This is a genomic window from Alteromonas sp. ABV4_150, from assembly GCF_056311745.1.
This window is the reverse complement of the sequence record NZ_CM149971.1, coordinates 3,013,218-3,038,655: the sequence shown is the minus strand read 5'-3', so window position 1 is coordinate 3,038,655 and position 25,438 is coordinate 3,013,218. Positions and strand designations below refer to the sequence as shown.

The following is a 25,438-nucleotide window of genomic DNA, read 5'->3' as shown; positions in this document are numbered from 1 at the left end:
GAACATGAGTTTGTTTAAACGCATCCCCTTAATTATAGCCCTAGCGCTATTTATGCATAGCGCGGCTTCTGCGGCGCAGTCACAAGAGAAAATTGTTGTAGTGACCAACCTTAACAATGATGTGCAGGTATTGGACAAAAAAGGCTTAATTGACCTATTTATGGGTAAGTACTCAGCGTTTCCAAATGGCAAAGAAGCCACGCCTATTGATGTAGAATTAGATTCAGAACTGAAAAGCCAGTTCTATAAATCTTTAGTGGGTCTCCCCCTAGCAAGGGTAAATGCGTATTGGTCGCGACTTAAATTTTCTGGCCGTGTTAAACCTCCCGCGGTAGAGCAAACCATAGACGACGTTAAGGTGCGGCTGAAAGAAGACGTATCGGCACTGGCCTATATTTATGAGTCGACTGTGACCGACAGTATGAAGGTAGTATATCGTTTTGATTAATATACAAGGTCTAGGTTTTCGCTTTTCGCTATTTTTAGTCGCTGCGGCAATGTTAGTGGTGTTTACTACCGCTGAATTCTTTTATCGCGTGACTTATGAAAACGAAATAAACGAAGCTAACAGGGATATCGAAGAGCTTTATCAAACCGTTGGTGCAACCGCATCCATCGCGGCTTTTTTAGAAGATGAAGACTTAGCAAAAGAAGCCATTAATGGTTTGGTTAAAACTGACAAAATTCTAGCGGCCTCTATAAAAAGCGAGGCCCTTTACTACCAGACGAATGTAACTGAAGCTATCAATAAAAGCATCGAACCTCGGGTGTTTGTGGTTAGGCACCCTTTTATGCCAGAAGAATCACTTGCTGAGGTTAATGTCTACCCCAATTTCGAATACATCATCCAGCAGGCGGAAAAAATAAGTAGCGACAACAATTACTCATTATACGCTGAAGCACTGGTTGTAGGTTTTGTTGCTTTGTTGATTACCTACTACATCATTATTTCCCCTATGTTACGAGTAGGCCGCTCGTTACACCAAATCACACCTGGAACATCTCAAAGGATCCCAACGCCTAAATATCACTCGCGCAGTGAAATAGGCAGACTCGTTTACGACACCAACCAGCTGCTGAACAAAGTCGAAGAGCAATTTACACAAGAGCGTCAATTAAGAGAAGAAATAGAGTTTCTTGAAAAGCGATTTAGAATGCTATTTGAGAACGCCAAAACTGCAACCGTGTTAATGGCTGAAAACGGCACTATAGCGCTTCGAAACGATGCGTTTAATGATTTAGTAGAGAAGACTGGGCTCGGAATACAGCAAGGCTACGGCGAACTGCTAGACGAATTATTCGAAACGCCAGCGGCAATGAAATCCGCGCTTAATGAAGCCTTTGCGCGAAACGAGTTTGCTACAGGCGAGTACAAGCTAAAAAGCAGAGCAACCGACAGTGCTATTTGGGTTCAACTTATAGCTAGCCCCTTGCTAACAGAAGAAGGTGAACGTTATTACCAGCTTACGTTAAATGATATTTCTAGTCGTAAACATGAGCTACAACAACTTGCACTACAAGCGGATTTTGACGCGTTAACGGGGATCTACAATCGAAATGGTGGCGAAAAGCTCATTGCTAAACTCATGAGAAAAGAGCATCAGTTTGCTTTGGCACTTATCGACCTTAATGGATTCAAAGCGGTAAACGATATTTATGGCCATGATGCAGGGGACGAAGTTCTCATTTTTGTTGCTGAGCAATTAAAAGAAAAAATACGCAAAAACGATGTCGCTATACGTTGGGGCGGCGATGAATTTATGTTGTTACTGCAAGCTGATGATGAAGCGTCTGTTAAAAGGGTTATAGAAAAAGTGAACGCTGGCGTTAAACAACCTTTTTATTTTAATAACGATATCAAGCCAACGGTGGTTTCTATGAGCGTCGGCGTTGCCTTTTACCCTCAAACAAGTCGAAATTTGCATGCACTGATTAAGCTGGCCGATATTGCTATGTATAAAGCGAAACAAAATAAAGTATCGGCGCCAGACGACTACCTTATCTTTGCTAACCAGTGCAGGCTAGATGATGAAGATATGAGTTAGCGCTCTTCACGCCAAACTAATATTTTACCAGCATTCTACTTTCAATACTTTTACGCGTTGTACTTTTAGCGCCTTCTTCGCTCATGTCTAATGCACTGTGCGCTAAGTGGGGGATCCCACTGTTATCGTAAATATTAAAAATAATACCTTCATCCACGCGCATTTTAGATTTATAGAACCAGCGATGTTGAGGGTTAGGTGCTACGCCTAAAATCTCCCCTTTGCGGTCTGGATACCAAAGCTCAATGTTTATCCAGTCTTCGACATCCATGGAGTCAGGGCAGATAAAACCTAAGGGAGAAGACATGATAGTGTTTTCAACGGGTCTCCACAGGTTTACGAAACCAAAATGCCCTTTGTGATATTCGCCGGCTTTTTCTTCTCCAACTAAATCGATAAGACGCTTTTGAATGCCTTTTTCACTGTAATCATTGTGCACGTTTCTCGCAGGTCTGCGCGACGCGTTTTCATCATCTATACGTACAGTGTGATCAAATACCAAGACTTCTTTCGCACCAATTTGCGTTTGGAGCATTTCCACTATTTTACGATTATATAGTGCTTCTACATCTTCATTGAATGGGTACGGAACCGCTTTAAGCCCCTCTAAAAAAGTAATTCCATGGGTTTGGAAACCAATATTCGCGTCGCTATTTCGTATGTCGTAGACATCAACATTGGTCGAGAAAAGTTCAGGCGATATCAAATTGCCATCAATACCATCTACGTCAAACTCAAATGCCTGTGTAAAAGGCTTTCTTACATGGTAATTAACTGAAGCATTCATCTTATCTCCCCCCATTAAAAAGTTGCACGCTATTCGTTTTTAAGACGAAGCGTTAAATAGGTCGAGAACTATACCTACAGCAATTTGAATGGAAAACCCCATAAGTACTGAAGCAGTATTTAGTTTTTATTGATAATTTATTGGCATACTTCAATTTTCAACAAAATCTATATTCTGACTCTATAAATAACGCATTTTTAAAGTTTAAAAAGTGCAATATTCTTTTGCCATCGACGCACTGTCATCAATGCAAACGAGTAACCTGCGCCGATACAGTGCATTTAAACGGAGAATATTTATGACCCTTTCAATAACGCAAAGAGCAACTATAGATAACGTTGAAGAAACAAACGGAGCCTTGCAACAAGCACGCTCGCTAGTCCTTCCTAGCCGCGATGAAATGTTAAAACGAGCGCCCTCGGTTCAACGCTTTTGGGACAGCAACCGCTTATTACTAAAGAGCGCATGGCAGGAATGGGATGAGCAAAACGAGCAATTAGCTGAGTGGGTAACAGAAAACTTGATAAGTGAACCGCTTCGCAATGCTGTTACGCTAGCTTGGGAAGACCCAGCTAAAGAACAAGCTGTAGCAAATTTATGGGAAGAGGTTCTGCCAGGTGTATATCAGGCACAGCTATTTGATGTTGAAAAACTTCATCTTCTGCGCGCTTATTTAGACGGTGTAGCCGATGCCGGCATACCCCTTCGCCCTCCTTACGGTATTGCGCTAAATCGCAACGGCGGCATGTTGGATGCACGTTCTGAAGGCTACTTGGCCGCACCTGCGTTCCAAACGTTTTATAACCTAATCATGGACAAGTACATGCGCCCTATTTCGCGTTTGCTATTTCCTGAAGCAATGGGGTTCGATAGCCAGACGTTTGGGTTTTCAATTCAATATCAGGAAGGCATGGACACATCGCTTAGACCGCACACTGACGCGTCTGCTGCGACAATGAATATCAACCTAAATGTGCCAGGGGAAACCTTTATAGGGTCGGAAGTTGACTTCTTTAATCAGGAAACGGGCAAAGTGACACGTACAGTGTTTGCACCTGGTGTTGCTATGCTTCACAGAGGCAGTGTACCTCACGCCGCGCAGCCAATTACGGGTGGCAGCAGAACTAACATGGTGCTATGGCTTTATGGCGATAGCATGCAAATTCCACGGGGCGTTTTACCATCGTCAAAAGCTGATGCTAAAGCTAGGTGGACGGTACCCCAGGTAGCAAAGGATAGTTTTGCGCCGTTTTAAATATACGAAAAAGCCGAGTTATTCATTAACTCGGCTTTCATTTTTACTAATACTTTTAATGCGCTTGTGTACGTAAGCGCTAAAATTATTAACGTTACTCGCCAATAGACTTACCCAGCATACGCTTTAACGTACCGTCTTTATCAATAATGTGATGCTTAAGCGCGCCAGCAATGTGTAGCGATAAAGCGACAATTACGGTGTATCCTAAATAGAAGTGAATCGCCCCACCCAGTTTAGACAGCTCGTAATTAATAGGCAGCGTTTTTTCAGGGTCATCAACACTATAGTTAGGCGCAAAAACGTCTAATCCGAAAACGGATAAGCCGTGCCCTCCGAGTACCGAGGCCATCAAACCTGATATAGGCATCATTATTGTTGCGATTATTAGAACCCAGTGCACCACTGTGGCTAACTTGTGTTCAATGGGTTTGTAGTTAGCAGCTGCACTGGGCCAGCCGTTCTTCATACGCCATATTACGCGGGCTAACGCGACAAATAAGATGATAAAACCAATGGCCTTATGCCATGGATAAAGCGCATAAACACCGTTTTCTGACATGTAAATGCCGGTAGCGAGTAACCCGATAATGGTTAACCCCACCACCCAGTGTAAAAATACGGTTGTCGTAGCAAATTTGTTGTGGCTATCGTACTGCATGCTTTCCTCACTTTTTGTCCATGTTAAGAACTACATTATTCGTCTAACGTATCTCAACATTTTATAATCCCTCACACATTGTGAGGGATTACCAATAAGTATCAAAGCAATTTGTAGGCCTATTTTTCACTAGCAAGGTGTTTGAAGTTTTGTCTATTTAATCAGAGCGTAAAATAGAGAAGCTAATTTTACCGCGCATCAAAAACGTTAATGCGCCGCGATGATGGCGTCTAATTCGGCAATTAACATTTTAATATGAGAAGGATCATTAGCAAACGGATGTGGTGCTGCAAAGGTATTGTGGTCATTATCAAAGTAATCTCCTGCAACATCGGCAAACCGGTCAGAAAAAGCGGCATCCATAAAAATTTGTGCGCCAAGCTTCAGGTCGCCCCCAGCAATACCGTAAGCGCTTTTCACCATTTTGCTGCCCAAAAGCGACTTCGGATTTACCGATACCATTTTAGGGCCATTATTTTTGTATTTACTGCCCAAGTTCATGGTCCACATGGTAATCGCTAGCTTGCTTTGCGCGTAGGCAGCACCATCTGAGAGCTGAATTTCACCGCGTAACGCGCTCCAATTAATAGGAGCCTGTGCAGCCGATGACACATTTATCACTCTACTTTGTGCATCCATTACATCGATTAACCCTAAAGTGAGCATATAAGACGCTATGGTGTTCACCATAAATCTGGCATCTAGGCCTGCGCTTGTGACGGGGTTATCCATTGTAAATACGCCGGCATTATTTATTAATACATCTAGATGTTTGTTTTTGGCTTTTACTGCAATCGCGAGTTGCCTTACATCATCGAACGAAGATAAATCGGCTTGAACAGTATCAAACGTACTTCCTGGAAATTGAGCCTCTAGCGCACCTTTTATATTCTCCAGTTTCGCGTTATTTCTACCGTGTAAAATTACGTTGTGACCTTCTTTGCCCAACATTTTTACCGTCTCTAGACCAATGCCGTCAGTGGCACCTGTTATCAATACTGTTTTCATTATTACTCTCTACCCGTTAATCTTCTCAAAAAATTCTGGCTCAATCTTTCTTTTAATTAATTGCCTAACGTTAAGTTATCAATAATGCCTAAACTCGATAAGCGCAGGTTTTGTTAAAGCAGTTTCAAGGTAATCTATATAATAAACAGCTTACATTTTCATCGTGTTTAAAATGCTTATATCAGCAATAGATTATTTATAAAAACCATCTAGCCAGCGCGCCAAATAACACTTAGACTGCGGAGATAAAAATAAAAACGACAGGTATTGCGCCAGTGCGCTAGGCACGCGGCGTTCGACATCACTTTTATGTTTTTCCAATACACGCCAATTTATTAAAAGGTTAGGGTATTGGCCAATTGCTACAAACATAAGTGATGAAGTACTTTTCATTTTAGTAACAAGGGTTCTCAGTTTAATGTCACAACAAAAAGTAGGTTTAGTGGGCTGGCGCGGTATGGTTGGCTCAGTTTTAATGCAGCGAATGCAAGAAGAGCAAGATTTCGCGCACATTGAGCCCACCTTTTTTACCACCTCTCAAAAGGGTGTTGCAGCGCCAAACTTTGCTGGCAAAGATGCGGGTGTTTTAGAAGATGCGCACGACATCGAGGCGCTATCAAAACAAGATATTATTGTTACTTGTCAGGGCGGCGACTACACGAAAGCCGTTTATGATGACCTTCGTGCGTCTGGCTGGAATGGCTATTGGATTGACGCAGCGTCAGCCCTTCGCATGAAAGATGATGCGGTTATTGTACTAGACCCAGTGAACCGTAAAGAAATTGATAGTGGCATTGAAAAAGGTATTCGCACCTACGTAGGTGGAAACTGTACCGTTTCCCTTATGCTGCTTGCGCTAGGAGGTCTATTTGAAAAAGACCTTGTTGAGTGGGCATCGCCAATGACTTACCAAGCGGCTTCAGGCTCAGGCGCTAAGCATATGCGTGAACTTATTAGCCAAATGGGCGCTATTCACAATAATGTAAAAGATAAAGTAGAAGATCCTGCTACCGCAATTTTAGATATCGATCAGCAAGTGTCTGAGTTTATTCGAAGCGCAGACTACCCAAGTGAGCAATTCGGCGTTCCTCTTGCAGGAAGCCTGATCCCGTATATCGACTCACAACTACCTTCAGGTCAAAGCCGTGAAGAGTGGAAAGCCCAAGCCGAAGCAAACAAAATTCTAGGCATAAAAGGCAGCGAAGTGCCTATCGACGGTATTTGCGTACGCGTAGGCGCCATGCGCTGTCACAGCCAAGCGATTACGCTTAAATTGAAGAAAGATCTGCCGGTTAGCGAGATTGAAGAAATCTTAGCGAAACACAATGACTGGGTAAAAGTCGTTCCTGATGATCGTGAAGTGACTATGCAAGAACTCACGCCAGCCAAAGTGACTGGCACCCTGTCTATCCCAGTAGGTCGAATTCGTAAGCTCAACATGGGCCCTGAGTATATCTCAGCGTTCACCGTTGGCGATCAGCTTTTATGGGGTGCCGCAGAGCCGCTTCGCAGAATGCTGCGCATTGTGCTTGAGCAAAACTAAAACTTAATTTTACTCAGTAAAACCTAAAAGGCCTTACCATTGACTGGTAAGGCGTTTTTTATTTCTAGTATTCCTCGTAATGTACGTAAAACATTAGAAAAGAGTATGATACTAGTTAGCCGACTCAGACCAAACAGCAAGTTCATTGCCGCCAGGCTCTACAAAATGAAAACGGCACCCACCGGGAAAATCAAATAATGGTTTGGTAATCGTTCCGCCCGCGCTTTCTACATTACGTTGTGCTTTAGCAATGTTACTAGCATAAAGTACTAACAAGGGCGCCCCGCTCTCTGCTTTTGAAACCCGTTCCGCTGCAAAGATGCCGCCATCTAACCCTGAATTTCTAAAGGCACTATACTCACTACCGTAGTCAGTAAAGCTCCAGTTAAACGCAGATTCAAAAAACGTTTTAGATGCGTTTAAGTTTAATGACCCAAACTCTACGTAGTTGAGTTTAATACTCTCATTCATTTTCTCTTCTCCTTGAAATGTTGTCGTACCTTCGAATAGTTTAGACTTATTGACTAATTTATAAACTACCTTAATCGTTTAATATAGAGGTTACAATCGCATGGGAGGCGCCTGACTTTGACCCGTTTTTTTTGTTCTACATTATTATGCGTGTTTGCAATAAGTTTTGCTGCGTTTCATGTTCACGCTTCGATAGCTGACCGGGTTAACGAAATCAGTCGGCAAGTAGAAACAGCCTCGCCCATGCCGATAGGCGCTGCGATTGATGAGTTAGAAACGCTCTTGGTATCAGATACGTTAAAAGTAGACGAGAAAAGAGCGGCCGCCGCCTTATACGCTCGCTACCAATTGTTAATCCATCAGCGACCGAATGAAAATATTTTAGGCGTATTAAAAGAACTAGAAGATAAGTCCAGAGATGGCCTCATTATCGCAGCAGGAATAGCGAGAATGTATGGCATAAGTGCAGACTACACAGAAGCTTACAAACGTTTCGACGCTTTAATTTCTTTCCCATCCCTTCCCGCTGACATCAAAGCCTTTGCCCTTATCTATCAAATTCTTACTTACAGTGAGGGGCAGGTTTTCGCTCCTAATGCAGAGCTTATTAATACGGTTAATGATTTGCTTATCACTCATGAACTTTCTTACCTCAGGCCTCTCTACGATTCTATCGTGGCAGATTACTATCAGTCGGTGAAGGCCTACGAGCTTGCATTGCGCTTTTACGAAAAGTCACTAGCAGGCGCCCAAGCGGCCAATCAACGAATCTTAGAAAGCGACAACCTTTATGCCATTGGTATTCTATACCGAAATTTAGGTGATTATAATAACGCCATTGGCTACTTCGAACGCGCCGTTGAACACGATAAAAAAATTGATATTAATTATTCAGAATTTCTAGCAACCTACGGGATAGCGACCACTTACTATCGTGCTGGAGAATTAAAAGCTGCAATAGCGTTATCTGAAAAAGTACTAGCCCACCCTCTTTCTTCATCTTTTTACAATAGTGAAATTTATCGCTTGAAAGCAGAAGCACATCTTACTTTAGGTGAGTTAGATGAGGCCAATCAGTCGCTAGCCCTTGCACGCGAGCTTTATGATGAAAATCGGGAGGATGAACAAACGACATGGCGTGCCCAATTAGATAAAACTGCGGCTTATATCACCGCAGCAAAAGGTGATTATAAATTAGCGTTCGAACAGTTTGAGGTGTTTCACGAAGCGTATTTACAAGCAAAAAAGTACGAAGATTTAGAACTAATTGAAAGCGCTAACTTGGTTCAACAAATTACCCAAGAAAAAGAAAGAGCAAACTTACTTGAGAATGAGAACAAAGCTTTTGAAGAAGCGTTAAAGTTGAAAAACGAAGCGCAACAGACACAAGAGTTATTCTCAATGCTACTTTCTGTATTGGTCGCATTAACGATGGTTACCATTGTAATCATTTTAATTCTGCTAAAGAAATCAAAACAGGCGAATGCACTGTACTCGACTGCAAAAGACAAAGCCGAACTACACAGCCGCATCAAGTCAGAATTTATATCAAATATTAGCCATGAGATCCGCACGCCTTTGAATGCCATAATTGGCTTTGGTCAAACCGTAGCTAAACGTTCATCGGATTCAGAAACGAAAGATTTAACAAAGAAAATCGTCACTGCGTCAGAAATGCTTCTACAGCTTATTAATGACCTACTGGACTTTTCGAAAATAGAAGCCGGCAAACTAACGTTAGCTATCGGGCCGCATCACGTAAAATCGAGTATAAGTACATTAATCGACATTTTTTCTGACCAAGCGCAGCGCAAAGACCTGAACCTAGTGCTAAATGTTGATGAAAACCTCAAAAATGAGCTGATGTTCGATGAACTCAGATTTAAGCAAATTATGGCTAATTTGATCAGTAACGCCATAAAGTTTTCTATAGAAGGCATAGTCGAGATAGGTGTTCGCGTTACTGAGGCTTGCGATAGTCATTGCACCCTTCATTGCTGGGTCAAGGACAACGGTATTGGCATATCTAAAGAAAATCAGGCAAAGCTGTTTACGCCTTTTACGCAAGCGGAAAGTTCTATCGCGCGAAAATACGGCGGTACAGGATTGGGGCTTAATATTACCAACAACCTGCTTAAATTAATGGGCTCTTATTTAACTGTTGAAAGCGAACTTGGCAAGGGAACCACATTTTCATTTGACGTAAGCTTTGCTAAAGCTGCTGACGCAGACAGTATGCCTCCTGCAGCTAACGAAGAGGACTCTCACTATTTATTGGCTGGAAAGCGAGTTTTATTAGCCGAGGACAATGATATCAACGTAGAGGTAATGAAGGCGTTATTGGAAGAGTTTAATTTGGATCTGCACTATGCGTGTAACGGACAAGAGGCCATTGATGCAATGGCAAACCAAGAATTCGACTTAGTTCTTATGGATGTCCAGATGCCGCAGGTTGACGGCATAAGCGCAACACGATACATCCGCCAAACCCTTACGAAAAATACGCCGATCGTGGCGTTGACTGCAAATGCAATGCAGCAAGATATCGACGAATGCTTAACCGCGGGCATGAATGCTCACGTTGGTAAACCGGTTGATAAAGTGCACTTGGTGAATACACTTCAAAAATTCCTTTTACCCGATTAATCGCTATTTATTTGTTGTGCACAAATAGATAGCTAATCAGTTTTTTCCTGACGGTAAGTTTTACTGATGTTTTTTAGTAGGTAGCAAAGCCTCTGCCGATAGACACGGGCTTCCTTGTTGCTTTTGCTCATTCTGTTTAACTAGTTCAACAATATAGGCGTTGACCGGTGTCGCGATATGATTCTTTTTGCCCAACCTGACTATCTCACCGTTTAAGTAATCTATTTCAGTACGCCTTCCTAGTACCAAATCTTCATACATGGACGAGCGAGCCTCCGGGTCGATCTTAAGCGTTGATGCAGCAACTGCCTTGAACAAAAAGTTAGGTAATTTCATGATTGTCGGCATCAGTTTTGGAATGACTTTACCAGTTCTTGCAGGTGTAATTCCTTCCGCTTTTAATACTGCTAACGCCTCAGACAATACCTTTGCCATTACCAGCCTGTATTGCCTATTCCCTAGCTGCGATTTCAGCGGTATGCCCGACAAAGCATTTACCGCGTTATTCAAGTTCATAATGAGCTTGCCATACTGCACCGCTGCCATATCTCTATAAACCGTCACCGGCAAGGAAGCGTTTTCAAGCGCCCTAACCAACTCTACACAGTGATTATTGGGGTCTTCTATGGCGATGTTGCCTTCTGTACCACAATGGAAGTGTCCTTTTCCTTTGTAGAAAACGTTGAAAGGCACCATGCCTGCAATAACAACTTGTTCTAGATGTTGTCGTAGTAAATCAGCATTGCGCACACCGTTTTGCAGACTGACAACAAGTGCTTGAGGCTTTGCAAACTGATTAATTATGCTGGCAGCACTCTCGGTATCTTGGCTTTTAACACATAGTAGAATGATCTCTGCATTAGCTAAGCTATCGTTATTTAATGAAAAACTGACGTGATGAGCGTCGCTCATTTGATTGCGGCCCTTCCAGTCTGTCACTTTCAAGCCATTTGCTGCAATGTCGTTGCATAATCGCTGTCGACCAATAAGTGTAAGCGTATTAGACCCATTAAGCGCAAAGCCGGACGCCAACAAACAACCTGCAACATAACAACCAATACTACCCGCGCCTAACACCACGATATCCATTGATACTTTTCCTATCATGCCTAACTTTCTGTTATTAATTCAGACTGCTTCGTAACGATCGAAATGTAAACATAAAAATCACACAGTAATAACAAAAAACGTTTTGTATCAGTTATTTCCTATTAATGTGATTCAATCTTTCAATTTTCCCCTGACACGTGATCTCCTTACAATTAGACCAAGTAGTCAACTTATATATGGTCAAATAGAGGGTCATCATGTTCGGTCAACAATCTGCATCAACTAATGCTCGTAACGCTGAAAATTCTGCTAATAGCAAAATTGCTTTAGTCGCAGAAGGTGGCGGTCAACGCGGTATTTTCACAGCAGGTGTACTTGATAGATGGTTAGATGCAGGGCATGACCCCTTCGATATCCTTATTGGCACATCGGCAGGTTCGCAGAACTTAACGAGCTTTGTTGCACGTCAAAAAGGCTATGCAAAACGTCTTATTCGCGGCTTAACCCGACACAAGCGCTTCTTTCAGATGGGGCGCGGTTTGATGGGCAAGCATATTGTCGATTTAGACTGGTATTTTGATAAAACCCAAGAAGCTAACCGTTTATTAGATTTAGATATGGCTAAAAGCAATGTGGCAGACAGAGAAATACTGTTTACGGCTACGAACTCTAGAGACAGAAAAGCATATTTTCTAAACCCTATGAAGAGCCAAAACAACTGGGTTGAATTGATTAAAGCATCGAGCGCACTGCCCTTGTTATACAAACAAGGCGTTCCGCTTCACACTGAAATTGAAGCCAAGCGAGCTGCAAATACTGATTTTTACCTAGATGGTGGTTTAGCCGCACCTTTACCCGTAACAGAGGCTTATAACCGGGGCGCTACAAAAATCGTAGTGATTAGAACAGTGGACGAGGGTTTTCAAGCACAATCACCCTGGCTACAAAAGCTAAGCGCAGTAATGTGTGCAACGGGTACCTGCCCAAAAACTATCGACTATTTACTGCAGCACGAACATGCGTATCAAAAAGAATTAGCGTTTATCGAAAATCCACCTGAAGGAGTTGAGGTAATTCAAATTTTTGCACCTAACAAACTTCAAAGTAAGCTGTTGGGCAGCACAGATGCGCAGCTTCGTCACGATTACAATCTTGGCAAAAAGGCTGGCATTACTTTCTTAGAAGCAGAAAGTGCATCAGAAGCTCAATTTGAAAGCGAAACTGTTGCGGTAATTAGCGCCGAGAGCGAAGCGAAAGCGTTAGGCAGCGATAATATTCGCGTTGCGAAGAATATTGAAGAGGTTAAAGATAAAGAGGTGAAGGTAAAACGACCTTTACTTTCATTGCCCTTCCCTATTCGTTTGAAACAGAATATGAATAAGCAGGGTAAAGACGAGCGGATATCGGCATAGTTAATAGTTACCGCTGCTCTATTTACTATTGGGGCAGCGGTGCGCCCTTTTACCTATTTGACAGCAATGCTTCACTTCACCTATGAAATAGCGAAGCTCTCGTTACCTCTGAGGCAGCGAAGCTTTTTTTACCTCTTGGGTAACGAAGCTACCCAGCCATCAAGGCTCTCGAAAACGCCCACTGCTTTAGAAAAATCGTGATTAGCCGACAAGGGTGTGGGTATAGCCACTGTTTCAATTCCTGCACTAACGGCAGCTTGCAAACCAAATTCAGTATCTTCAACTGCCATAACTTCATGAGGTGCCAACTGCATTTGGGATAGGGCTGCTAAATAGCAATCAGGTGACGGTTTACCTTTAACTACATCATCAGAAGAAACAATACACTCAACGATATCTTCTAAACCATAGAAAGACACTGTTTTTTCAACCGCTAAACGAGCACCTCCCGTTATTATAGCTACGCGCAAGTTATGAGATTTACAGAGCATAAGGGCTTCTTTTGCGCCAGGCATTAACGGAAATGCTTGGCGCTGTAAAAATTGAAGTGTCAGCGCCCTTCTCTTCTTGAAGAGCTCTTGGGGCGTTAGAGCAAGCGAGAAATCCCGAATGATATCACTAGCATTGTTCATTACCGAGATGCCGGCCATACGCGTGTGGTAATACTCGAATATTAGTTCTTTGCCCATACCTGCAAGCATGGTTTTCCATAACTCGAAATGCGTCATTTCAGAGTCGATAAGCGTACCGTCGTGGTCGAAGAAAATGGCTTTCACGGTACACACCGTAAAACTAACTTAAATGACATGGAAAATAACCTAGTGGATATGTGTAAACGGTTTTCACTGCACGAAAAAGCGTAAGCAATTGAAAGATATAGAAAATAAATACGAATAAAAACTAGCCACCTTGACAGCAAATAGAAAAGTATTTATAAAACGCTTTTTCACTATTTCATCAAGTAAATCATGTCAGAATTATCAACACCTGTAAAACAAACCGAAGCACACAAACTCATCGAAAGCCTATTAAAATCTAGCGATCCTACTGCCGAGCTAGATAAAATTTCTGAAGAGTACAACATCGCAAATTGGGGCCAAACGAATGCTGTTTCTGCCGACCTTTACGATGCCGTACGCGACTTACTTGGCAAAGGTGTAGTTACAGGTAACGACCTTGTTGCGGGCAAAGACACCATGGATCCAATTGTACATAAAGTACAAGCGGAAACAGAAACGCTTATCGCTAATCCAAGCGAAGCAGATGCTGACCGAGTTCAAACTTTTGTACTTGGTTTCTTACGTACATTCGTAAGCCAACTACTTCACCCAGGTACTAAGAAAGCGATTTACGCGAAAAAGCTTCCTGATCTAATTAAAGTTCACCAGCAGGTTGCTAAGTAATCAAAATTAAGCAAATGCTTCTACGTTAATAGAAAACGTAAGTTAGATATCGCGTCATATATTGTTGATTGAAACCCGCTTAATCGCGGGTTTCTTTTTGACTAAATCAATATGCTTTTCAGACCTTAAACAATTCCACCATTAGCCCGTATAACTTGACCATTTATCCAGATGCCGTCTTTGCTGCATAGGAAGGCAACGACATTAGCAATATCCTTTGGCGTCCCCAAACGTTCTAACGGCGCCATGTTTTTTAACTTCTCAACAAAGTCTTCCGACTTGCCTTTCATAAATAGTTCAGTATCAGTGGGGCCTGGTGCAATAGCGTTTACAGTAATGTCTTTTCCACGCAGTTCTTTAGACGTTATAGCAGTCAAGGTTTCAACACCAGCTTTTGTTGCCGCGTAAACACCATATTTTTCTAGCTTAAGACCAACTATGGAGGTAGATATATTTACAATTCGCCCACCATTGTTCAATCGATTTACCGCTTGCTGCGTGGTGAACATAACGCCTTTAAGATTGATATCCACATGCTTATGAATAGTATCTTCACTCACATCTGCGATTGCGTCCATCGATAGAACACCAGCATTATTAACGAGTATATCGACCGAACCAAATTGCTTTTCGGTCTCATCGAATAGACGTTTTACATCATTAATATCAGACACATCAGCTTGAATGGCACAAGCTATACCGCCATCCTTCTTGATTTCATGCACCACACTTAGCGCTTGCTCTTCACTCCCTGAGTAATTCACAACAATCTGAAAGCCATCTTTACTCAACTTTTTAGCAATTTCAGCACCTATGCCTCGTGATGAGCCTGTAACTATCGCTGTATGTTTAAAAGTTGTCATAGCGCACTCCTTGTTTAAAACGTTACTCTTTTTACGTTACTGTAAAAGTAATAGATTGCGATTTATGCTGACTTAGCGAGGAATTTGGTTGAAATGAATTTAGTTGCGTTTAAGACTAGTAAAAAAGCCCGCATTGCTGCGAGCTTCTTTCCTATATATAACTATTTGTCTTGGTAGTAGCAAAATACCGCTTTTGTACCACCTCGTTGATTAACCGCAATTTCGATATTTAAATGGGCCATGGCTTCAAGATAGGGTGCGCTTTTCAAAGCCCCCACATCTAGCGCTGCAAAACCGACTTTATCGACAAGTCGCATAACCATTTCTTTCGCTACCGCATCATCACCTGCTACAAAACCCGTTGTCGGTGTACCGCTAATATTATGGTACTGAGGTGACATAACATCAGCAAAAATTGTGTTAAACGCTTTCACTACATGTGCGGATGTCGCTCGTTTTGCTATTTCCTCAGCAGCAGAAGTACTTTCACCCAGTAGCAAGGGTGACCAGTCATCGTTAAGTGGATTTGTGCAATCGATGATTATTTTGTCTGCTAGAGATTCCGCTTGTTCCTCAACTAAAGCCAATGCCGCTTTATAAGGTAAAGCTAAAGCAACTGCGTCGACTTCTTTAAAGCCATGCCCAATGAGCTGAGTATCATAAACAGTCGCACCTGCATCGCCTGTGGTGGAGTAAACCGTCACTTTATAATTAGCGCGGTTAAAAAGATGCGCTAAATTTTTACCCACGTTTCCGAACCCTACTACCGCAATATTATTCATTTCTTAACCCTTTAGTTGATGTTAATTGGAGAAATCAGTACATTTAGAACACCGGTATCCAATGGATACCGAAAACCAATTTAAAGACTAAAGACGTTGCCTTCAATTAGGCACTTTGAGGTAACTAGTGATTACGGAAGAAAACGACCCCTCACCTAATGTTTACGCAAAAATTTGCCCTTCCAGGCAGGTATTAGCGATGATTGGAGAAAAATGGGTGGCATTAGTGGTAGTTGCACTCGATGGCAATACACTTCGATTTGGCGAACTTAAACGCCAATGTGAGGGGATTTCACAGAAAATGCTCACACAAACACTAAGAAAACTAGAAAGAGATGGATTAGTAAATCGAGCGAACTATACGGACGAGATGGTACTTCGAGTGGAATATAAACTGACTGAGCTTGGAGAAACGTTAGTGCCAGTAATAAAAACAGCCATTGAGTGGGCTCAAAATAATTTACTTGAAATTGAACGTGAGCGAGTTAAAACACTAACAAAGCATTCTGAGTAATTGGTAAGCTAAAGAACAGCGTTTAAAACAAAAAACCGGCGTAAAGCCGGTTCTTTGTATTTGGCGGAGAGAGAGGGATTCGAACCCTCGATACGCTATAAACGTATACACACTTTCCAGGCGTGCGCCTTCAGCCACTCAGCCATCTCTCCAAATTTTGTATCAAGAAGATTTCAACTACGAAAACCCTTGAGCGCGCGTATAGTAGGTAAAGCCGCGCGCTTAATCAAGAACTTGCTGGAAAATATTCAACAAGTGCTTATAAAACGTGCGCTTATAGCCCGCCTTTCGCTTTTAACTCGGCTGAGAAGTTAAGCATGCGATCAAGTGGAATAAGTGCACCTTTACGCAATTCATCATCAACAAAGATTTCGTGCCCATCAGTTTCGCCCGTTAAAGACGCCTTAATCGCCTCTAAGCCGTTCATTGCCATCCAAGGGCAGTGAGCACAGCTTTTACATGTAGCGCCGTTACCGCCCGTTGGAGCCTCTATAAACGTCTTCTCTGGCGTAAGTTGTTGCATCTTGTAAAAGATGCCTTTATCGGTAGCAACAATAAAGGTGTCGTTATCCATGGTTTGCGAGGCTTTTATTAGCTGACTGGTTGAGCCAACTGCGTCTGCCATCTCTACTACACTTGCGGGTGATTCAGGGTGAACTAGAACCGCTGCGTTTGGATATAGCGCCTTCATATCGGCAAGTTTTTGCGCAGAGAATTCATCGTGAACAATACACTCGCCCTGCCACATTAGCATGTCGGCACCGGTTTGCTTAGCAATGTAAGAGCCTAGGTGTCTGTCTGGACCCCAGATGATCTTCTTGCCTTGACTGTCTAAGTGCTCAACAATTTCCAGCGCGATGCTTGAAGTCACTACCCAATCAGCGCGCGCTTTCACAGCGGCCGAAGTATTCGCGTAAACCACAACGGTGTGATCAGGATGTTGGTCACAAAACTCGCTGAACTCTTTTACCGGGCAACCGATATCAAGGGAACAGGTCGCTTCAAGGGTAGGCATTAGCACGGTCTTTTCTGGGCTAAGAATTTTTGCCGTTTCGCCCATAAAGCGAACGCCAGCAACAATTAATGTTTGCTCTTCTACATCTCTACCAAATCGCGCCATTTCTAAAGAGTCCGCTACACAACCGCCGGTTTCTTCAGCAAGCGCCTGAATTTCATGGTCGGTATAATAGTGTGCGACAAGCACAGCGTTACGGGCTTTAAGTAAAGCTTTGATCTCAGCCTTTAATTCAGCTTTACGTGCTTCTGACAATGGCTGTGGTTTTGCTGGGAACGGGTACTCTACCTGATCCACTCGAAATGCTACTGACATTAACCTACATCTCTGTTGCGACAAGGGTGCGGATTATACCCAACTGTCATAAAAATTACACACTACCTATTCAACATAAGGGTAATTAAATAGTCGTATTTGTACTTACTCTTCTACTACATGGGGTTAAGTTAACCAGATCAAAGTAAAAATGAGATGAGTGACAGTGCAAAGAGAAATAAAAGTTGGATTTCAGAAAGTGCGATTTGAGTAGTGTTGTTTGAACATTAAGAATACTTGATGGTGGGTCGTGCTGGATTCGAACCAGCGACCAATTGATTAAAAGTCAACTGCTCTACCAACTGAGCTAACGACCCATCAAGTGACACATAGATAAGTTTAGCAATTCAAATGATGGTGGGTCGTGCTGGATTCGAACCAGCGACCAATTGATTAAAAGTCAACTGCTCTACCAACTGAGCTAACGACCCATCATTTGATGCTAGGAGAGAAAGTGGTGGGTCGTGCTGGATTCGAACCAGCGACCAATTGATTAAAAGTCAACTGCTCTACCAACTGAGCTAACGACCCTTTCTTTCCTGTTGTTGCCTGTGTCTTGGCAACGGCGGCATATAATACTCAGATTTTTATTCGACGCAACCCATAACGTCCTTTTATTTTCATTTTTCTGTCAAATTACGACTAAACGGTCAAAATGAAAACAAATCGCTGAGTATTTATACCAGTACTAATTGAGTTTAGTCAGATATCTACGAAATACAGTGAAATTTAGTGCAGAAGTTTTATGCACTCTAAATGGAATTTTTTGAAAAAAACTTTTCTCTAACTCATAAAAAAGCCTCTTTAAAAGAGGCTTTGTTCATTACAAGTTATTTAACCGAGATTCAGCGAGGCGTTTTGCCGATGAATCAGGGTAATCATTTACAACTTGCTGGAACAGCTGTCGCGCTGTTGAACTGTCTCCCGTTCGCTCAGCAATGACACCTAATTTTAATAAGGCATCAGGACGCTTAGCAGAATCGGTAAAGCGATTAGCTACAATATTAAATTGCTCACTTGCTTCGCTCCACTGCTGCTTATTAAACAGCAGTTGCCCTAACCAATAGTGCGCGTTTGGTGCGTAACCACTGTTGGGAAAGCGTGAAATGAACGATTGAAACGCAGGAATGGCTTTATCGTACTCACGAGACTTAAGGATCAAATTCACCGCATTTTCGTAGGCTTCATCTTCACCTGCTTGCGGAGCTTGCGTTGGCGTAGATGCTGTTGGAGAGCTCACAGAGCCCGAATCAACACCTGCACTAGGCATGGCGCTACCTTGTAGCGCGCCGCTTTGCTTAAGTGCTTCCACGCGTTTATCTATTTCAAGGTAAAGCTCACGCTGACGCTCAAGTACTTTTTGAAGTTCATTGGTATTAACTTCAACCGCACCACGCAGCTGGTCGACTTCCATTTGCATATTGTCTAGCTGCGTTTGAAGCCTGTGTTGCATTTCGGTTCGGCTCTTAACAATACGCTCTAGCACAACAATACGCTGTTCTAATTCACTGCCGCCATTGGCGTCTACCACAGGCGCTTGCGCAAATGCGGTAGAAACAGCAAGGGCGGCACATAAAGTGACGCCCATTTTTACTGTCTTATTCGTTAGAATAGTCATTAGCGGTAAACAACCACTCCGCGACGGTTTTGAGCAAATGCATACTCAGTAGAACCCATCACTGCTGGTTTTTCTTCGCCGTATGAAACTACTGTTACTTGGCTGCTGCTTACGCCAGCATTAAGTAGGTAAGTTTCAACAGACTGCGCACGACGTTCGCCTAGTGCAATGTTGTACTCAGGCGTACCACGGCTGTCAGTGTGACCTTCAATAGTCACTTTAGTGCTTGGGTTTTTCACCAAGAACGCCGCGTGCTTGTCTAGAATACGCTGAAACTCTGGCTTGATGCTTGAGCGGTCAAAGTCAAAGTAAACAGTTTGTTCGTTCTTCAGCGCTTCCATTTCTTGCTGAACCATTTCTTCTTGACGCTTCATACGCTGTGCAGCTTCTGCTTTAACGCGCTGTGCTTCTGCTTCACGTGCTTCCGCTTCCGCAGCCGCTTGTTCTTGTGCAAGGCGGTTACGCTCTGCTGCCAATTCTTCTTCGCTAGGGCCTGAAGAACATGCCATCATTGTCACTACTGGCAATGCGATAATGAAGCTCTTCATCACTTTATTCATTTGCATCCTACTAATCCTTAAATTTTATTGTTTAGTCGTTAAATTGTTAGAACAAAAATGGTGACCAACTTGGCGATTTAACTTGCCCATTGGCTGCTGGTAACCTAGCTTTAAAACGCCCATCCAAAGAAACCAGTGACAACACTTGGGTCCCCTCGTGAAGGGTGCTGTATATAATCATGCTTCCATTCGGCGCTACACTTGGTGATTCATCTAAGTACGTCCGTGTCAGTACTTGAGGTGATCCACCATCCAAAGACTGCTTAGCAATGTGATAGTTCCCATTAGTCTGGTTTACCATAATCATTTGCTTGCCGTCAGGGGTTAGCGTACCGCCAAGGTTTTGCTCACCAACGAAGGTAACGCGCCTTACTTTCCCAGAATTTAAATTTACGCTATATATCTGGGGTTTACCACCCCGTTCCGAGCTAAATATTAAACCGCTGCCATCGGGTAGCCACGCAGGCTCCGTATCAATCGCTCTATTACGTGTAACTCGGCGAAGATTTTTCGTCGCTAAGTCCATTACATAGAGTTCAGGGTTTCCATCTTTCGATAAAACCATAGCAAGTTGCTTGCCATCTGGTGAAAACACCGGGCTACTATTTATTCCAGGGAAATTAGTAATGCGCGTACGTTCGCTGGTGTAGATATTCTGAATGAATATTTGCGGTCTACGATTTTCAAAACTCACATAGGCAAGCTTCTCGCCATCAGGCGACCACACTGGCGACATAAGCGGCTCTGGCGAAGACAACAAGCGCGTTTCGTTCTCACCATCGTAGTCTGCAATGACTAATTGGTAAGGTTTTTCAACCGTGTCACGGTCGCGAACAATGACGTAAGCAATTTTCGTTAAAAATGCACCGCGAACACCGGTTAATTTTTCATAGACAATGTCGCTAATTCGATGCGCATACTGGCGAAAATCTCGGCCGTTGATCACTGCCTGACGGGCAGCTAGTACGTGATCATTACTCGATACCAAATTGCCGTCTTTGAGTACTTTAGCTTGCCCATTGTCAACTTGCCCTTTAAGTACATCAATCAACTCATAGGATACAAGGTAACGGTCACCTCCTTGTGGCTCAATACTTCCTACTAAAACCGTGTCCACACCTAAGGTTGCCCATGCAGTGAAAGACACTTGCTCCGCTGTCTCCGGGTACTGTGGCATTTTGTCGACAGATACCGGATTAAACTTACCACTACGCATTAAGTCGGCCATCACCACTTTAGAAATATCGCCAGGCATACTGCCCTGACCTTTCCATTTAAATGGCACAACCCCGATTGGACGTGCACTATCTACGCCCTCGGTTATCACAATTTCTAAGGATGCAAATACTTTGACACTAAAGGCCATCGTAATAAGCGCTATCCATAAACCTAGTTTTTTCATACCACTATAATTCCACTTTTAAAGTAATGTCTTTTAGCTGCTCGTATACATCTGGTGCATCTGACACAGGTAGCTTTTCAGCGCGGCGCACTGCACTTTCAGCGGCTCGGCATAGCGCGTCGTTGCCGCCTAACACACGAATGCTGGTTACAAATCCTGTGGTCGCCAGCCGTATATTCAAGCGACAGGTTTTACCGCTATAGCTGTCGTCTGAATACAAGTTACGCTTAATGGTTTGCTGAATTAGCGCAGTGTAGCGCTCAACTTCAGTTAACACTTGCTTTCGTCTACGTTCTCGCTGAGCCGCTTGCTCTTGCGCTAACTGCTCTTGCATGATCCTTTCCATCTCTGCACGTTCAGCGGCTTCTTTCTTCTTACGCTCGGCCTCGGCTTTCGCTTTTGCTTCACGTTCCTTGCGTTCTTGTTCTTTCTGAGCGGCAAGGCGTTCTAACTCTTTTTGGCGTTTCGCTTCAGCAGCTTCTGCTTCACGCTTTTCTTTCGCACGCTTTGCTGCTAGCTGTTGCTGACGTTTTTTCTCTGCCGCCGCTTCTGCTTTTCTTTGCCTTTCTTGCTCTTCGGCTCTTGCTTGAGCTTCAGCTTGTGCCTGCTCCCTTTTTTGATCCGCAATCGCTTGCGCATCAATAAACGTCGCTTCTATCACAGGCGCATTCGACGGCATACTCGGCAAAGGGTCAGGAGAGAAACTGACGCTAATTAGCAACAGCGCAGCAATAAAAAGATGCAAACCAATGGACTTGTACAAACCTACTTGTTCTGGGCTTATATTGCTGGCTTGCTTGGCACTTTTGCCGTTCTTTTTATCACCACTTACACCGTTACTCGCGTTGTTTGAGTGGCTAGAGGTTGACGTGCTTTTCGACACTTCAGGTTTTGACATATCTATATTACTCAACTGGATCCGTCATTAACCCTACTGAAGGCACACCCGCCTGCTGTAATAACACCATTAGCTGTATCACTTCGTTATACGCTACTTGACCATCGCCTTTTACCACTACGGGCGTATTGGGCTCTTTGGTCAATTGTGCTTTTACAATAGCGCCAAGCTCTTCTTCGCTAATTGGCGATTCCTGGTCTTCCCCTACATTAAGGAAGTAGCGTCCTTTAACATCCACTGACGCAATAATAGGTGGTGTATCTTCTTGCTCTATCGGGTTGGCACTTGCTTTAGGCAAATCTACCTTTACCCCTTGAGAAATAAGCGGCGCCGTTACCATAAAGATAATAAGCAACACCAACATCACGTCGATGTAAGGCACTACGTTTATCTCTGATACCGGCCTGCGGCGTTTTCTTACATACATAACAAGTCCTCCGTTTGGAATGTAAACGCTTAGGCTTGTTGTTGTGCTTGCGCAGCAACGGCTTGGCGGTGAAGAATTGCAGAGAACTCTTCCATAAAGTTGCCGTAGCTATTTTCTAGCTTCTCAACTTGGTGGCTGAAACGGTTGTATGCGATTACAGCTGGGATTGCTGCGAATAGACCAATAGCGGTTGCGATTAGTGCTTCTGCGATACCAGGTGCAACCATTGCAAGGGTAGCTTGCTGTACTTCACCTAGTGCGATGAAGGCATTCATGATCCCCCACACAGTACCGAATAGACCAATGTATGGACTGATTGACCCCGCCGTGGCTAAAAAGGGTAAACGGCTTTCTAATTCTTCGACTTGGCGAGACATAGAAACGCGCATGGCACGGTATGTACCGTCAACAATGCCGTTGGTGGCGGTGTTGGATTTGCGCAGGCGAACAAACTCTTTGAAGCCTGAGCAAAAGATGCTGCCCATGCCTGTTAGGTTAGTTCTGGCAGAAAGCTCTTGATAAAGACGGTTAAGGTCAGCGCCTGACCAGAATTTATCTTCAAACTGACGCATTTCGTTGCGTGCCGCCGACAAAGCTTTGCTGCGTTGGAAGATAAACGTCCACGACGCTATCGACACGCTTAGCAACAAAAGCATAACTAGTTGAACAATAAAACTCGCTTGTAAAAACAAGCCAATAAAAGTGAGATCAGATGACACGCGAAATTTCCCCTAACAAAGTACGTGGTAATCTTTTTGGCTTCATAACGGCCAAATCGACGCAGGCAACCTTGATATCTCCCGATACCAATGTAACGCCTTGTTCATTTTTAATAATTTGTTGAAACGTCATACTAGCGCCTTTCAATTCTACAACGCGAGTTTCAATACTCAACAGTTGATTGAACCGTGCAGGCGCATAGTTATGCATTTCAACGTGTTTGACGACGAAAGCGATGGATTGTTCCATCAGCGTGTCTTGTTCAAAACCTAGCTCGCGAAGCCACTCTGTACGGGCTCGCTCCATAAACTTTAGGTAATTCGCATAATAGACGATACCGCCTGCGTCGGTATCTTCGTAATACACTCTTACCTGATGTAAATGCATAACTATTCCTTCACCCAAAAATTTAATAATCCAAAGCAGAGTTAAAATAACTAATTAGCGCGACAAAATGCAGAACAAAAACACTCCACAAGCCCCACCAAAGCTAACATTTAATCAAAAGTAAACCAATATTAAACACCTAGTTAACACATTAGTTTTTCTAATTCAAAACAACAATTTTACTCAATTGTAGTTTTTTCTTCTCTCTCTATAATGCACAGCATCAGTCGTACAGAGCGTGATGGTGCTTAGCACGGTCATGCAAGAGTTATTCTCCTGTTAGACATGAGTTCCCTGGATTTATTTCCTTCAACACTTGTTGTTTTAGCCCGCTCTATGAGCGGGCTTTTTTTTGCCTGTAATTTAGCATCCGTACAAAACAAAATACTGGCGGCCCATGCTTAACTTGCGCTATGAAATAATTCGCCATTCAATCTTAATGCTTTGAACTTACAGCTTGCCCCATACGAGCATTTACTTATAGCGTTTGAAACGGCTTCTGTATTTTATGTGTTGCCAAAAAAAGCCCAGCAATCCTGCTAGGCCTTTAAAACGAATCTAAACCTTCTTACAAAGGGACGGTAAATTATTCAGACGGAGCGAAGCCAAAATGAAGATAAGCGCGTTGCGACACAATACGGCCTCGAGGCGTACGCTGCAAAAAGCCCTGCTGAATAAGGAAGGGTTCAATCACGTCTTCTATGGTTTCTTTTTCTTCACCAATGGCTGCTGCCAAATTGTCTAAGCCTACTGGCCCACCATCAAACTTTTCGATAATAGCTGTAAGCAATTTACGATCCATGTAATCGAAACCTTCTTTATCAACGTCAAGCATATCCAGTGCCTTCGCTGCCGTATCGGCCCCCACCGTGCCGTCTGCTTTAATTTCTGCGTAGTCTCGAACACGGCGTAACAAACGATTTGCAATACGCGGTGTGCCCCGCGAACGACGAGCCACTTCTTGCGCACCTTCCTCGTTCATGTCTAAATTCAGATAGCTCGCACTTCTTGCCACAATACTGGTAAGGTCTTTTACGTTGTAAAACTCTAATCGTTGAACAATACCGAAACGGTCTCGTAATGGCGACGTTAGCGAGCCTGCACGGGTGGTAGCGCCTACAAGCGTAAAAGGAGGAAGGTCTAGCTTAATTGAACGGGCGGCAGGCCCCTCACCTATCATAATATCAAGCTGGTAGTCTTCCATTGCTGGATAAAGGATTTCTTCCACTACTGGGCTTAACCTGTGTATTTCATCAATGAACAATACATCATTGCGCTCTAGGTTGGTAAGCAGCGCGGCAAGATCACCAGCTTTCTCTAGCACAGGCCCTGACGTGGTTTTGATGTTTACGCCCATCTCGTTAGCCACAATATTCGCCAAGGTTGTTTTACCTAAACCAGGCGGGCCAAAGATAAGTAGATGGTCGAGCGCATCATCGCGATTACGTGCCGCCTGAATAAATATTTCCATTTGCTCACAAACGTGAGGCTGCCCTGTGTAGTCTTCCAACATTTTAGGGCGAATGGCACGGTCAATCACCTCGTCTTCGGTACTGGCGTCAGGCGTAATCAGTCTGTCTGCTTCAATCATGATAGTTCTACTTTAGGGAATAACACGAAGACAGCATAACGACATTATCGCTGCCTTCACTACGG

Annotated in this window: 25 protein-coding genes and 4 tRNA genes; 8 read left to right on the top strand and 21 right to left on the bottom strand. The window is 43.3% G+C overall.

What is annotated here, in order from left to right; all coding sequences use genetic code 11:
* Positions 1 to 4: 4 nt before the first annotated feature.
* Together ACYX4M_RS13245 and ACYX4M_RS13240 are read left to right on the top strand one after the other, a co-directional pair.
* Positions 5 to 448, top strand: a complete 444-nt coding sequence (locus ACYX4M_RS13245; RefSeq protein WP_476080447.1) for a hypothetical protein — start codon at positions 5 to 7, stop codon at positions 446 to 448.
* Positions 441 to 2,045: a sensor domain-containing diguanylate cyclase gene (locus ACYX4M_RS13240; protein ID WP_476080446.1), complete on the top strand. Its 1,605-nt coding sequence runs from the start codon at positions 441 to 443 to the stop codon at positions 2,043 to 2,045. Before ACYX4M_RS13245 ends, ACYX4M_RS13240 begins: the two co-directional genes overlap by 8 nt.
* Positions 2,046 to 2,061: 16 nt before the next feature.
* Here ACYX4M_RS13240 and ACYX4M_RS13235 read toward each other — a convergent pair whose 3' ends face one another.
* The gene (locus tag ACYX4M_RS13235) at positions 2,062 to 2,832 is read right to left on the bottom strand and encodes a CmcJ/NvfI family oxidoreductase (RefSeq protein WP_476080445.1); all 771 of its coding nucleotides are present in this window, start codon (positions 2,830 to 2,832) and stop codon (positions 2,062 to 2,064) included.
* A 298-nt stretch (positions 2,833 to 3,130) separates the two neighbouring features.
* Here ACYX4M_RS13235 and ACYX4M_RS13230 point away from each other — a divergent pair, with 298 nt between their 5' ends.
* Positions 3,131 to 4,087, top strand: a complete 957-nt coding sequence (locus tag ACYX4M_RS13230) for a 2OG-Fe(II) oxygenase family protein (protein ID WP_476080444.1) — start codon at positions 3,131 to 3,133, stop codon at positions 4,085 to 4,087.
* A 94-nt stretch (positions 4,088 to 4,181) separates the two neighbouring features.
* Here the strand turns inward: ACYX4M_RS13230 and ACYX4M_RS13225 are convergent, their stop codons facing one another.
* Together ACYX4M_RS13225 and ACYX4M_RS13220 are read right to left on the bottom strand one after the other, a co-directional pair.
* On the bottom strand, positions 4,182 to 4,748 hold the full coding sequence (locus ACYX4M_RS13225; protein WP_476080443.1) for a cytochrome b: 567 nt from the start codon (positions 4,746 to 4,748) through the stop codon (positions 4,182 to 4,184).
* Positions 4,749 to 4,955: 207 nt separating this feature from the next.
* Positions 4,956 to 5,759: an SDR family NAD(P)-dependent oxidoreductase gene (locus ACYX4M_RS13220; RefSeq protein ID WP_476082880.1), complete on the bottom strand. Its 804-nt coding sequence runs from the start codon at positions 5,757 to 5,759 to the stop codon at positions 4,956 to 4,958.
* A gap of 415 nt (positions 5,760 to 6,174) precedes the next feature.
* On the opposite strand from ACYX4M_RS13220, the gene asd reads away from it, so the two are divergent.
* The gene (gene asd, locus ACYX4M_RS13215; RefSeq protein ID WP_476080442.1) at positions 6,175 to 7,299 is read left to right on the top strand and encodes an aspartate-semialdehyde dehydrogenase; all 1,125 of its coding nucleotides are present in this window, start codon (positions 6,175 to 6,177) and stop codon (positions 7,297 to 7,299) included.
* A 111-nt stretch (positions 7,300 to 7,410) separates the two neighbouring features.
* Here the strand turns inward: asd and ACYX4M_RS13210 are convergent, their stop codons facing one another.
* Positions 7,411 to 7,770: a VOC family protein gene (locus tag ACYX4M_RS13210; RefSeq protein ID WP_474807856.1), complete on the bottom strand. Its 360-nt coding sequence runs from the start codon at positions 7,768 to 7,770 to the stop codon at positions 7,411 to 7,413.
* A 117-nt stretch (positions 7,771 to 7,887) separates the two neighbouring features.
* On the opposite strand from ACYX4M_RS13210, the gene ACYX4M_RS13205 reads away from it, so the two are divergent.
* Positions 7,888 to 10,416: a hybrid sensor histidine kinase/response regulator gene (locus ACYX4M_RS13205; protein ID WP_476080441.1), complete on the top strand. Its 2,529-nt coding sequence runs from the start codon at positions 7,888 to 7,890 to the stop codon at positions 10,414 to 10,416.
* A gap of 60 nt (positions 10,417 to 10,476) precedes the next feature.
* On the opposite strand, the gene ACYX4M_RS13200 is transcribed toward ACYX4M_RS13205, so the two are convergent.
* The gene (locus ACYX4M_RS13200) at positions 10,477 to 11,505 is read right to left on the bottom strand and encodes a 2-dehydropantoate 2-reductase (RefSeq protein WP_476082879.1); all 1,029 of its coding nucleotides are present in this window, start codon (positions 11,503 to 11,505) and stop codon (positions 10,477 to 10,479) included.
* Positions 11,506 to 11,723: 218 nt separating this feature from the next.
* Here ACYX4M_RS13200 and ACYX4M_RS13195 point away from each other — a divergent pair, with 218 nt between their 5' ends.
* The gene (locus ACYX4M_RS13195; protein WP_476080440.1) at positions 11,724 to 12,878 is read left to right on the top strand and encodes a patatin-like phospholipase family protein; all 1,155 of its coding nucleotides are present in this window, start codon (positions 11,724 to 11,726) and stop codon (positions 12,876 to 12,878) included.
* Positions 12,879 to 13,006: 128 nt separating this feature from the next.
* On the opposite strand, the gene ACYX4M_RS13190 is transcribed toward ACYX4M_RS13195, so the two are convergent.
* A complete protein-coding gene (locus ACYX4M_RS13190; protein WP_476080439.1) occupies positions 13,007 to 13,654 on the bottom strand; it encodes an HAD family hydrolase in 648 nt (215 codons plus the stop codon).
* A gap of 192 nt (positions 13,655 to 13,846) precedes the next feature.
* Between ACYX4M_RS13190 and ACYX4M_RS13185 the strand changes: the two genes are divergently transcribed.
* Positions 13,847 to 14,281 carry a hypothetical protein gene (locus ACYX4M_RS13185; protein ID WP_476080438.1) on the top strand — a complete coding sequence of 145 codons (435 nt, stop codon included), beginning with the start codon at positions 13,847 to 13,849 and terminating at the stop codon, positions 14,279 to 14,281.
* A gap of 125 nt (positions 14,282 to 14,406) precedes the next feature.
* On the opposite strand, the gene ACYX4M_RS13180 is transcribed toward ACYX4M_RS13185, so the two are convergent.
* Both ACYX4M_RS13180 and ACYX4M_RS13175 read right to left on the bottom strand, forming a co-directional pair.
* Positions 14,407 to 15,144: an SDR family oxidoreductase gene (locus ACYX4M_RS13180; protein WP_476080437.1), complete on the bottom strand. Its 738-nt coding sequence runs from the start codon at positions 15,142 to 15,144 to the stop codon at positions 14,407 to 14,409.
* A gap of 161 nt (positions 15,145 to 15,305) precedes the next feature.
* Entirely contained in the window at positions 15,306 to 15,926 is a 621-nt protein-coding gene (locus ACYX4M_RS13175; RefSeq protein ID WP_476080436.1) for an NADPH-dependent F420 reductase, read from the bottom strand.
* A 127-nt stretch (positions 15,927 to 16,053) separates the two neighbouring features.
* Between ACYX4M_RS13175 and ACYX4M_RS13170 the strand changes: the two genes are divergently transcribed.
* On the top strand, positions 16,054 to 16,440 hold the full coding sequence (locus tag ACYX4M_RS13170; protein WP_476080435.1) for a winged helix-turn-helix transcriptional regulator: 387 nt from the start codon (positions 16,054 to 16,056) through the stop codon (positions 16,438 to 16,440).
* Positions 16,441 to 16,501: 61 nt separating this feature from the next.
* Here ACYX4M_RS13170 and ACYX4M_RS13165 read toward each other — a convergent pair.
* The 13 genes from ACYX4M_RS13165 to ruvB form a co-directional block, all read right to left on the bottom strand.
* Positions 16,502 to 16,592: transfer RNA gene (locus tag ACYX4M_RS13165), tRNA-Ser, on the bottom strand.
* Between the two features lie 122 nt (positions 16,593 to 16,714).
* Positions 16,715 to 17,770, bottom strand: coding sequence for a quinolinate synthase NadA (gene nadA, locus ACYX4M_RS13160; RefSeq protein ID WP_136780932.1), 1,056 nt, complete (start codon positions 17,768 to 17,770; stop codon positions 16,715 to 16,717).
* Between the two features lie 241 nt (positions 17,771 to 18,011).
* Positions 18,012 to 18,087, bottom strand: a tRNA-Lys gene (locus ACYX4M_RS13155).
* A gap of 38 nt (positions 18,088 to 18,125) precedes the next feature.
* Positions 18,126 to 18,201 (bottom strand) — tRNA-Lys (locus ACYX4M_RS13150).
* A gap of 24 nt (positions 18,202 to 18,225) precedes the next feature.
* Positions 18,226 to 18,301, bottom strand: a tRNA-Lys gene (locus tag ACYX4M_RS13145).
* A 292-nt stretch (positions 18,302 to 18,593) separates the two neighbouring features.
* The gene (gene ybgF / locus ACYX4M_RS13140) at positions 18,594 to 19,388 is read right to left on the bottom strand and encodes a tol-pal system protein YbgF (protein WP_476080434.1); all 795 of its coding nucleotides are present in this window, start codon (positions 19,386 to 19,388) and stop codon (positions 18,594 to 18,596) included.
* Positions 19,388 to 19,954, bottom strand: a complete 567-nt coding sequence (gene pal / locus ACYX4M_RS13135) for a peptidoglycan-associated lipoprotein Pal (RefSeq protein ID WP_014948870.1) — start codon at positions 19,952 to 19,954, stop codon at positions 19,388 to 19,390. The genes ybgF and pal overlap by 1 nt, the downstream gene beginning before the upstream one ends.
* 40 nt (positions 19,955 to 19,994) lie before the next feature.
* Positions 19,995 to 21,350 (bottom strand): Tol-Pal system beta propeller repeat protein TolB, encoded by a 1,356-nt coding sequence (gene tolB / locus ACYX4M_RS13130; RefSeq protein WP_476080433.1) that lies wholly within the window; start codon positions 21,348 to 21,350, stop codon positions 19,995 to 19,997.
* Between the two features lie 4 nt (positions 21,351 to 21,354).
* A complete protein-coding gene (tolA, locus tag ACYX4M_RS13125; RefSeq protein WP_476080432.1) occupies positions 21,355 to 22,248 on the bottom strand; it encodes a cell envelope integrity protein TolA in 894 nt (297 codons plus the stop codon).
* A 7-nt stretch (positions 22,249 to 22,255) separates the two neighbouring features.
* A complete protein-coding gene (tolR, locus tag ACYX4M_RS13120) occupies positions 22,256 to 22,675 on the bottom strand; it encodes a protein TolR (protein ID WP_014948867.1) in 420 nt (139 codons plus the stop codon).
* 29 nt (positions 22,676 to 22,704) lie between these two features.
* Positions 22,705 to 23,394: a protein TolQ gene (gene tolQ, locus ACYX4M_RS13115; RefSeq protein ID WP_014948866.1), complete on the bottom strand. Its 690-nt coding sequence runs from the start codon at positions 23,392 to 23,394 to the stop codon at positions 22,705 to 22,707.
* A complete protein-coding gene (gene ybgC, locus ACYX4M_RS13110; protein ID WP_014948865.1) occupies positions 23,384 to 23,782 on the bottom strand; it encodes a tol-pal system-associated acyl-CoA thioesterase in 399 nt (132 codons plus the stop codon). Before ybgC ends, tolQ begins: the two co-directional genes overlap by 11 nt.
* A gap of 586 nt (positions 23,783 to 24,368) precedes the next feature.
* Positions 24,369 to 25,373 carry a Holliday junction branch migration DNA helicase RuvB gene (gene ruvB / locus ACYX4M_RS13105; RefSeq protein WP_476080431.1) on the bottom strand — a complete coding sequence of 335 codons (1,005 nt, stop codon included), beginning with the start codon at positions 25,371 to 25,373 and terminating at the stop codon, positions 24,369 to 24,371.
* Positions 25,374 to 25,438: the final 65 nt, after the last annotated feature.

Bases quoted from the DNA above. Each gene is read 5' to 3' on its own strand.
- ACYX4M_RS13245 (WP_476080447.1), top strand. From the start codon at position 5: ATGAGTTTGTTTAAACGCATCCCCTTAATTATAGCCCTAGCGCTATTT.
- ACYX4M_RS13235 (WP_476080445.1), bottom strand. From the start codon at position 2,832: ATGAATGCTTCAGTTAATTACCATGTAAGAAAGCCTTTTACACAGGCA.
- ACYX4M_RS13230 (WP_476080444.1), top strand. From the start codon at position 3,131: ATGACCCTTTCAATAACGCAAAGAGCAACTATAGATAACGTTGAAGAA.
- ACYX4M_RS13225 (WP_476080443.1), bottom strand. From the start codon at position 4,748: ATGCAGTACGATAGCCACAACAAATTTGCTACGACAACCGTATTTTTA.
- asd (WP_476080442.1), top strand. From the start codon at position 6,175: ATGTCACAACAAAAAGTAGGTTTAGTGGGCTGGCGCGGTATGGTTGGC.
- ACYX4M_RS13210 (WP_474807856.1), bottom strand. From the start codon at position 7,770: ATGAATGAGAGTATTAAACTCAACTACGTAGAGTTTGGGTCATTAAAC.
- ACYX4M_RS13200 (WP_476082879.1), bottom strand. From the start codon at position 11,505: ATGGATATCGTGGTGTTAGGCGCGGGTAGTATTGGTTGTTATGTTGCA.
- ACYX4M_RS13195 (WP_476080440.1), top strand. From the start codon at position 11,724: ATGTTCGGTCAACAATCTGCATCAACTAATGCTCGTAACGCTGAAAAT.
- ACYX4M_RS13185 (WP_476080438.1), top strand. From the start codon at position 13,847: ATGTCAGAATTATCAACACCTGTAAAACAAACCGAAGCACACAAACTC.
- ACYX4M_RS13180 (WP_476080437.1), bottom strand. From the start codon at position 15,144: ATGACAACTTTTAAACATACAGCGATAGTTACAGGCTCATCACGAGGC.
- ACYX4M_RS13175 (WP_476080436.1), bottom strand. From the start codon at position 15,926: ATGAATAATATTGCGGTAGTAGGGTTCGGAAACGTGGGTAAAAATTTA.
- nadA (WP_136780932.1), bottom strand. From the start codon at position 17,770: ATGTCAGTAGCATTTCGAGTGGATCAGGTAGAGTACCCGTTCCCAGCA.
- ybgF (WP_476080434.1), bottom strand. From the start codon at position 19,388: ATGACTATTCTAACGAATAAGACAGTAAAAATGGGCGTCACTTTATGT.
- pal (WP_014948870.1), bottom strand. From the start codon at position 19,954: ATGCAAATGAATAAAGTGATGAAGAGCTTCATTATCGCATTGCCAGTA.
- tolB (WP_476080433.1), bottom strand. From the start codon at position 21,350: ATGAAAAAACTAGGTTTATGGATAGCGCTTATTACGATGGCCTTTAGT.
- tolA (WP_476080432.1), bottom strand. From the start codon at position 22,248: ATGTCAAAACCTGAAGTGTCGAAAAGCACGTCAACCTCTAGCCACTCA.
- tolR (WP_014948867.1), bottom strand. From the start codon at position 22,675: ATGTATGTAAGAAAACGCCGCAGGCCGGTATCAGAGATAAACGTAGTG.
- ybgC (WP_014948865.1), bottom strand. From the start codon at position 23,782: ATGCATTTACATCAGGTAAGAGTGTATTACGAAGATACCGACGCAGGC.
- ruvB (WP_476080431.1), bottom strand. From the start codon at position 25,373: ATGATTGAAGCAGACAGACTGATTACGCCTGACGCCAGTACCGAAGAC.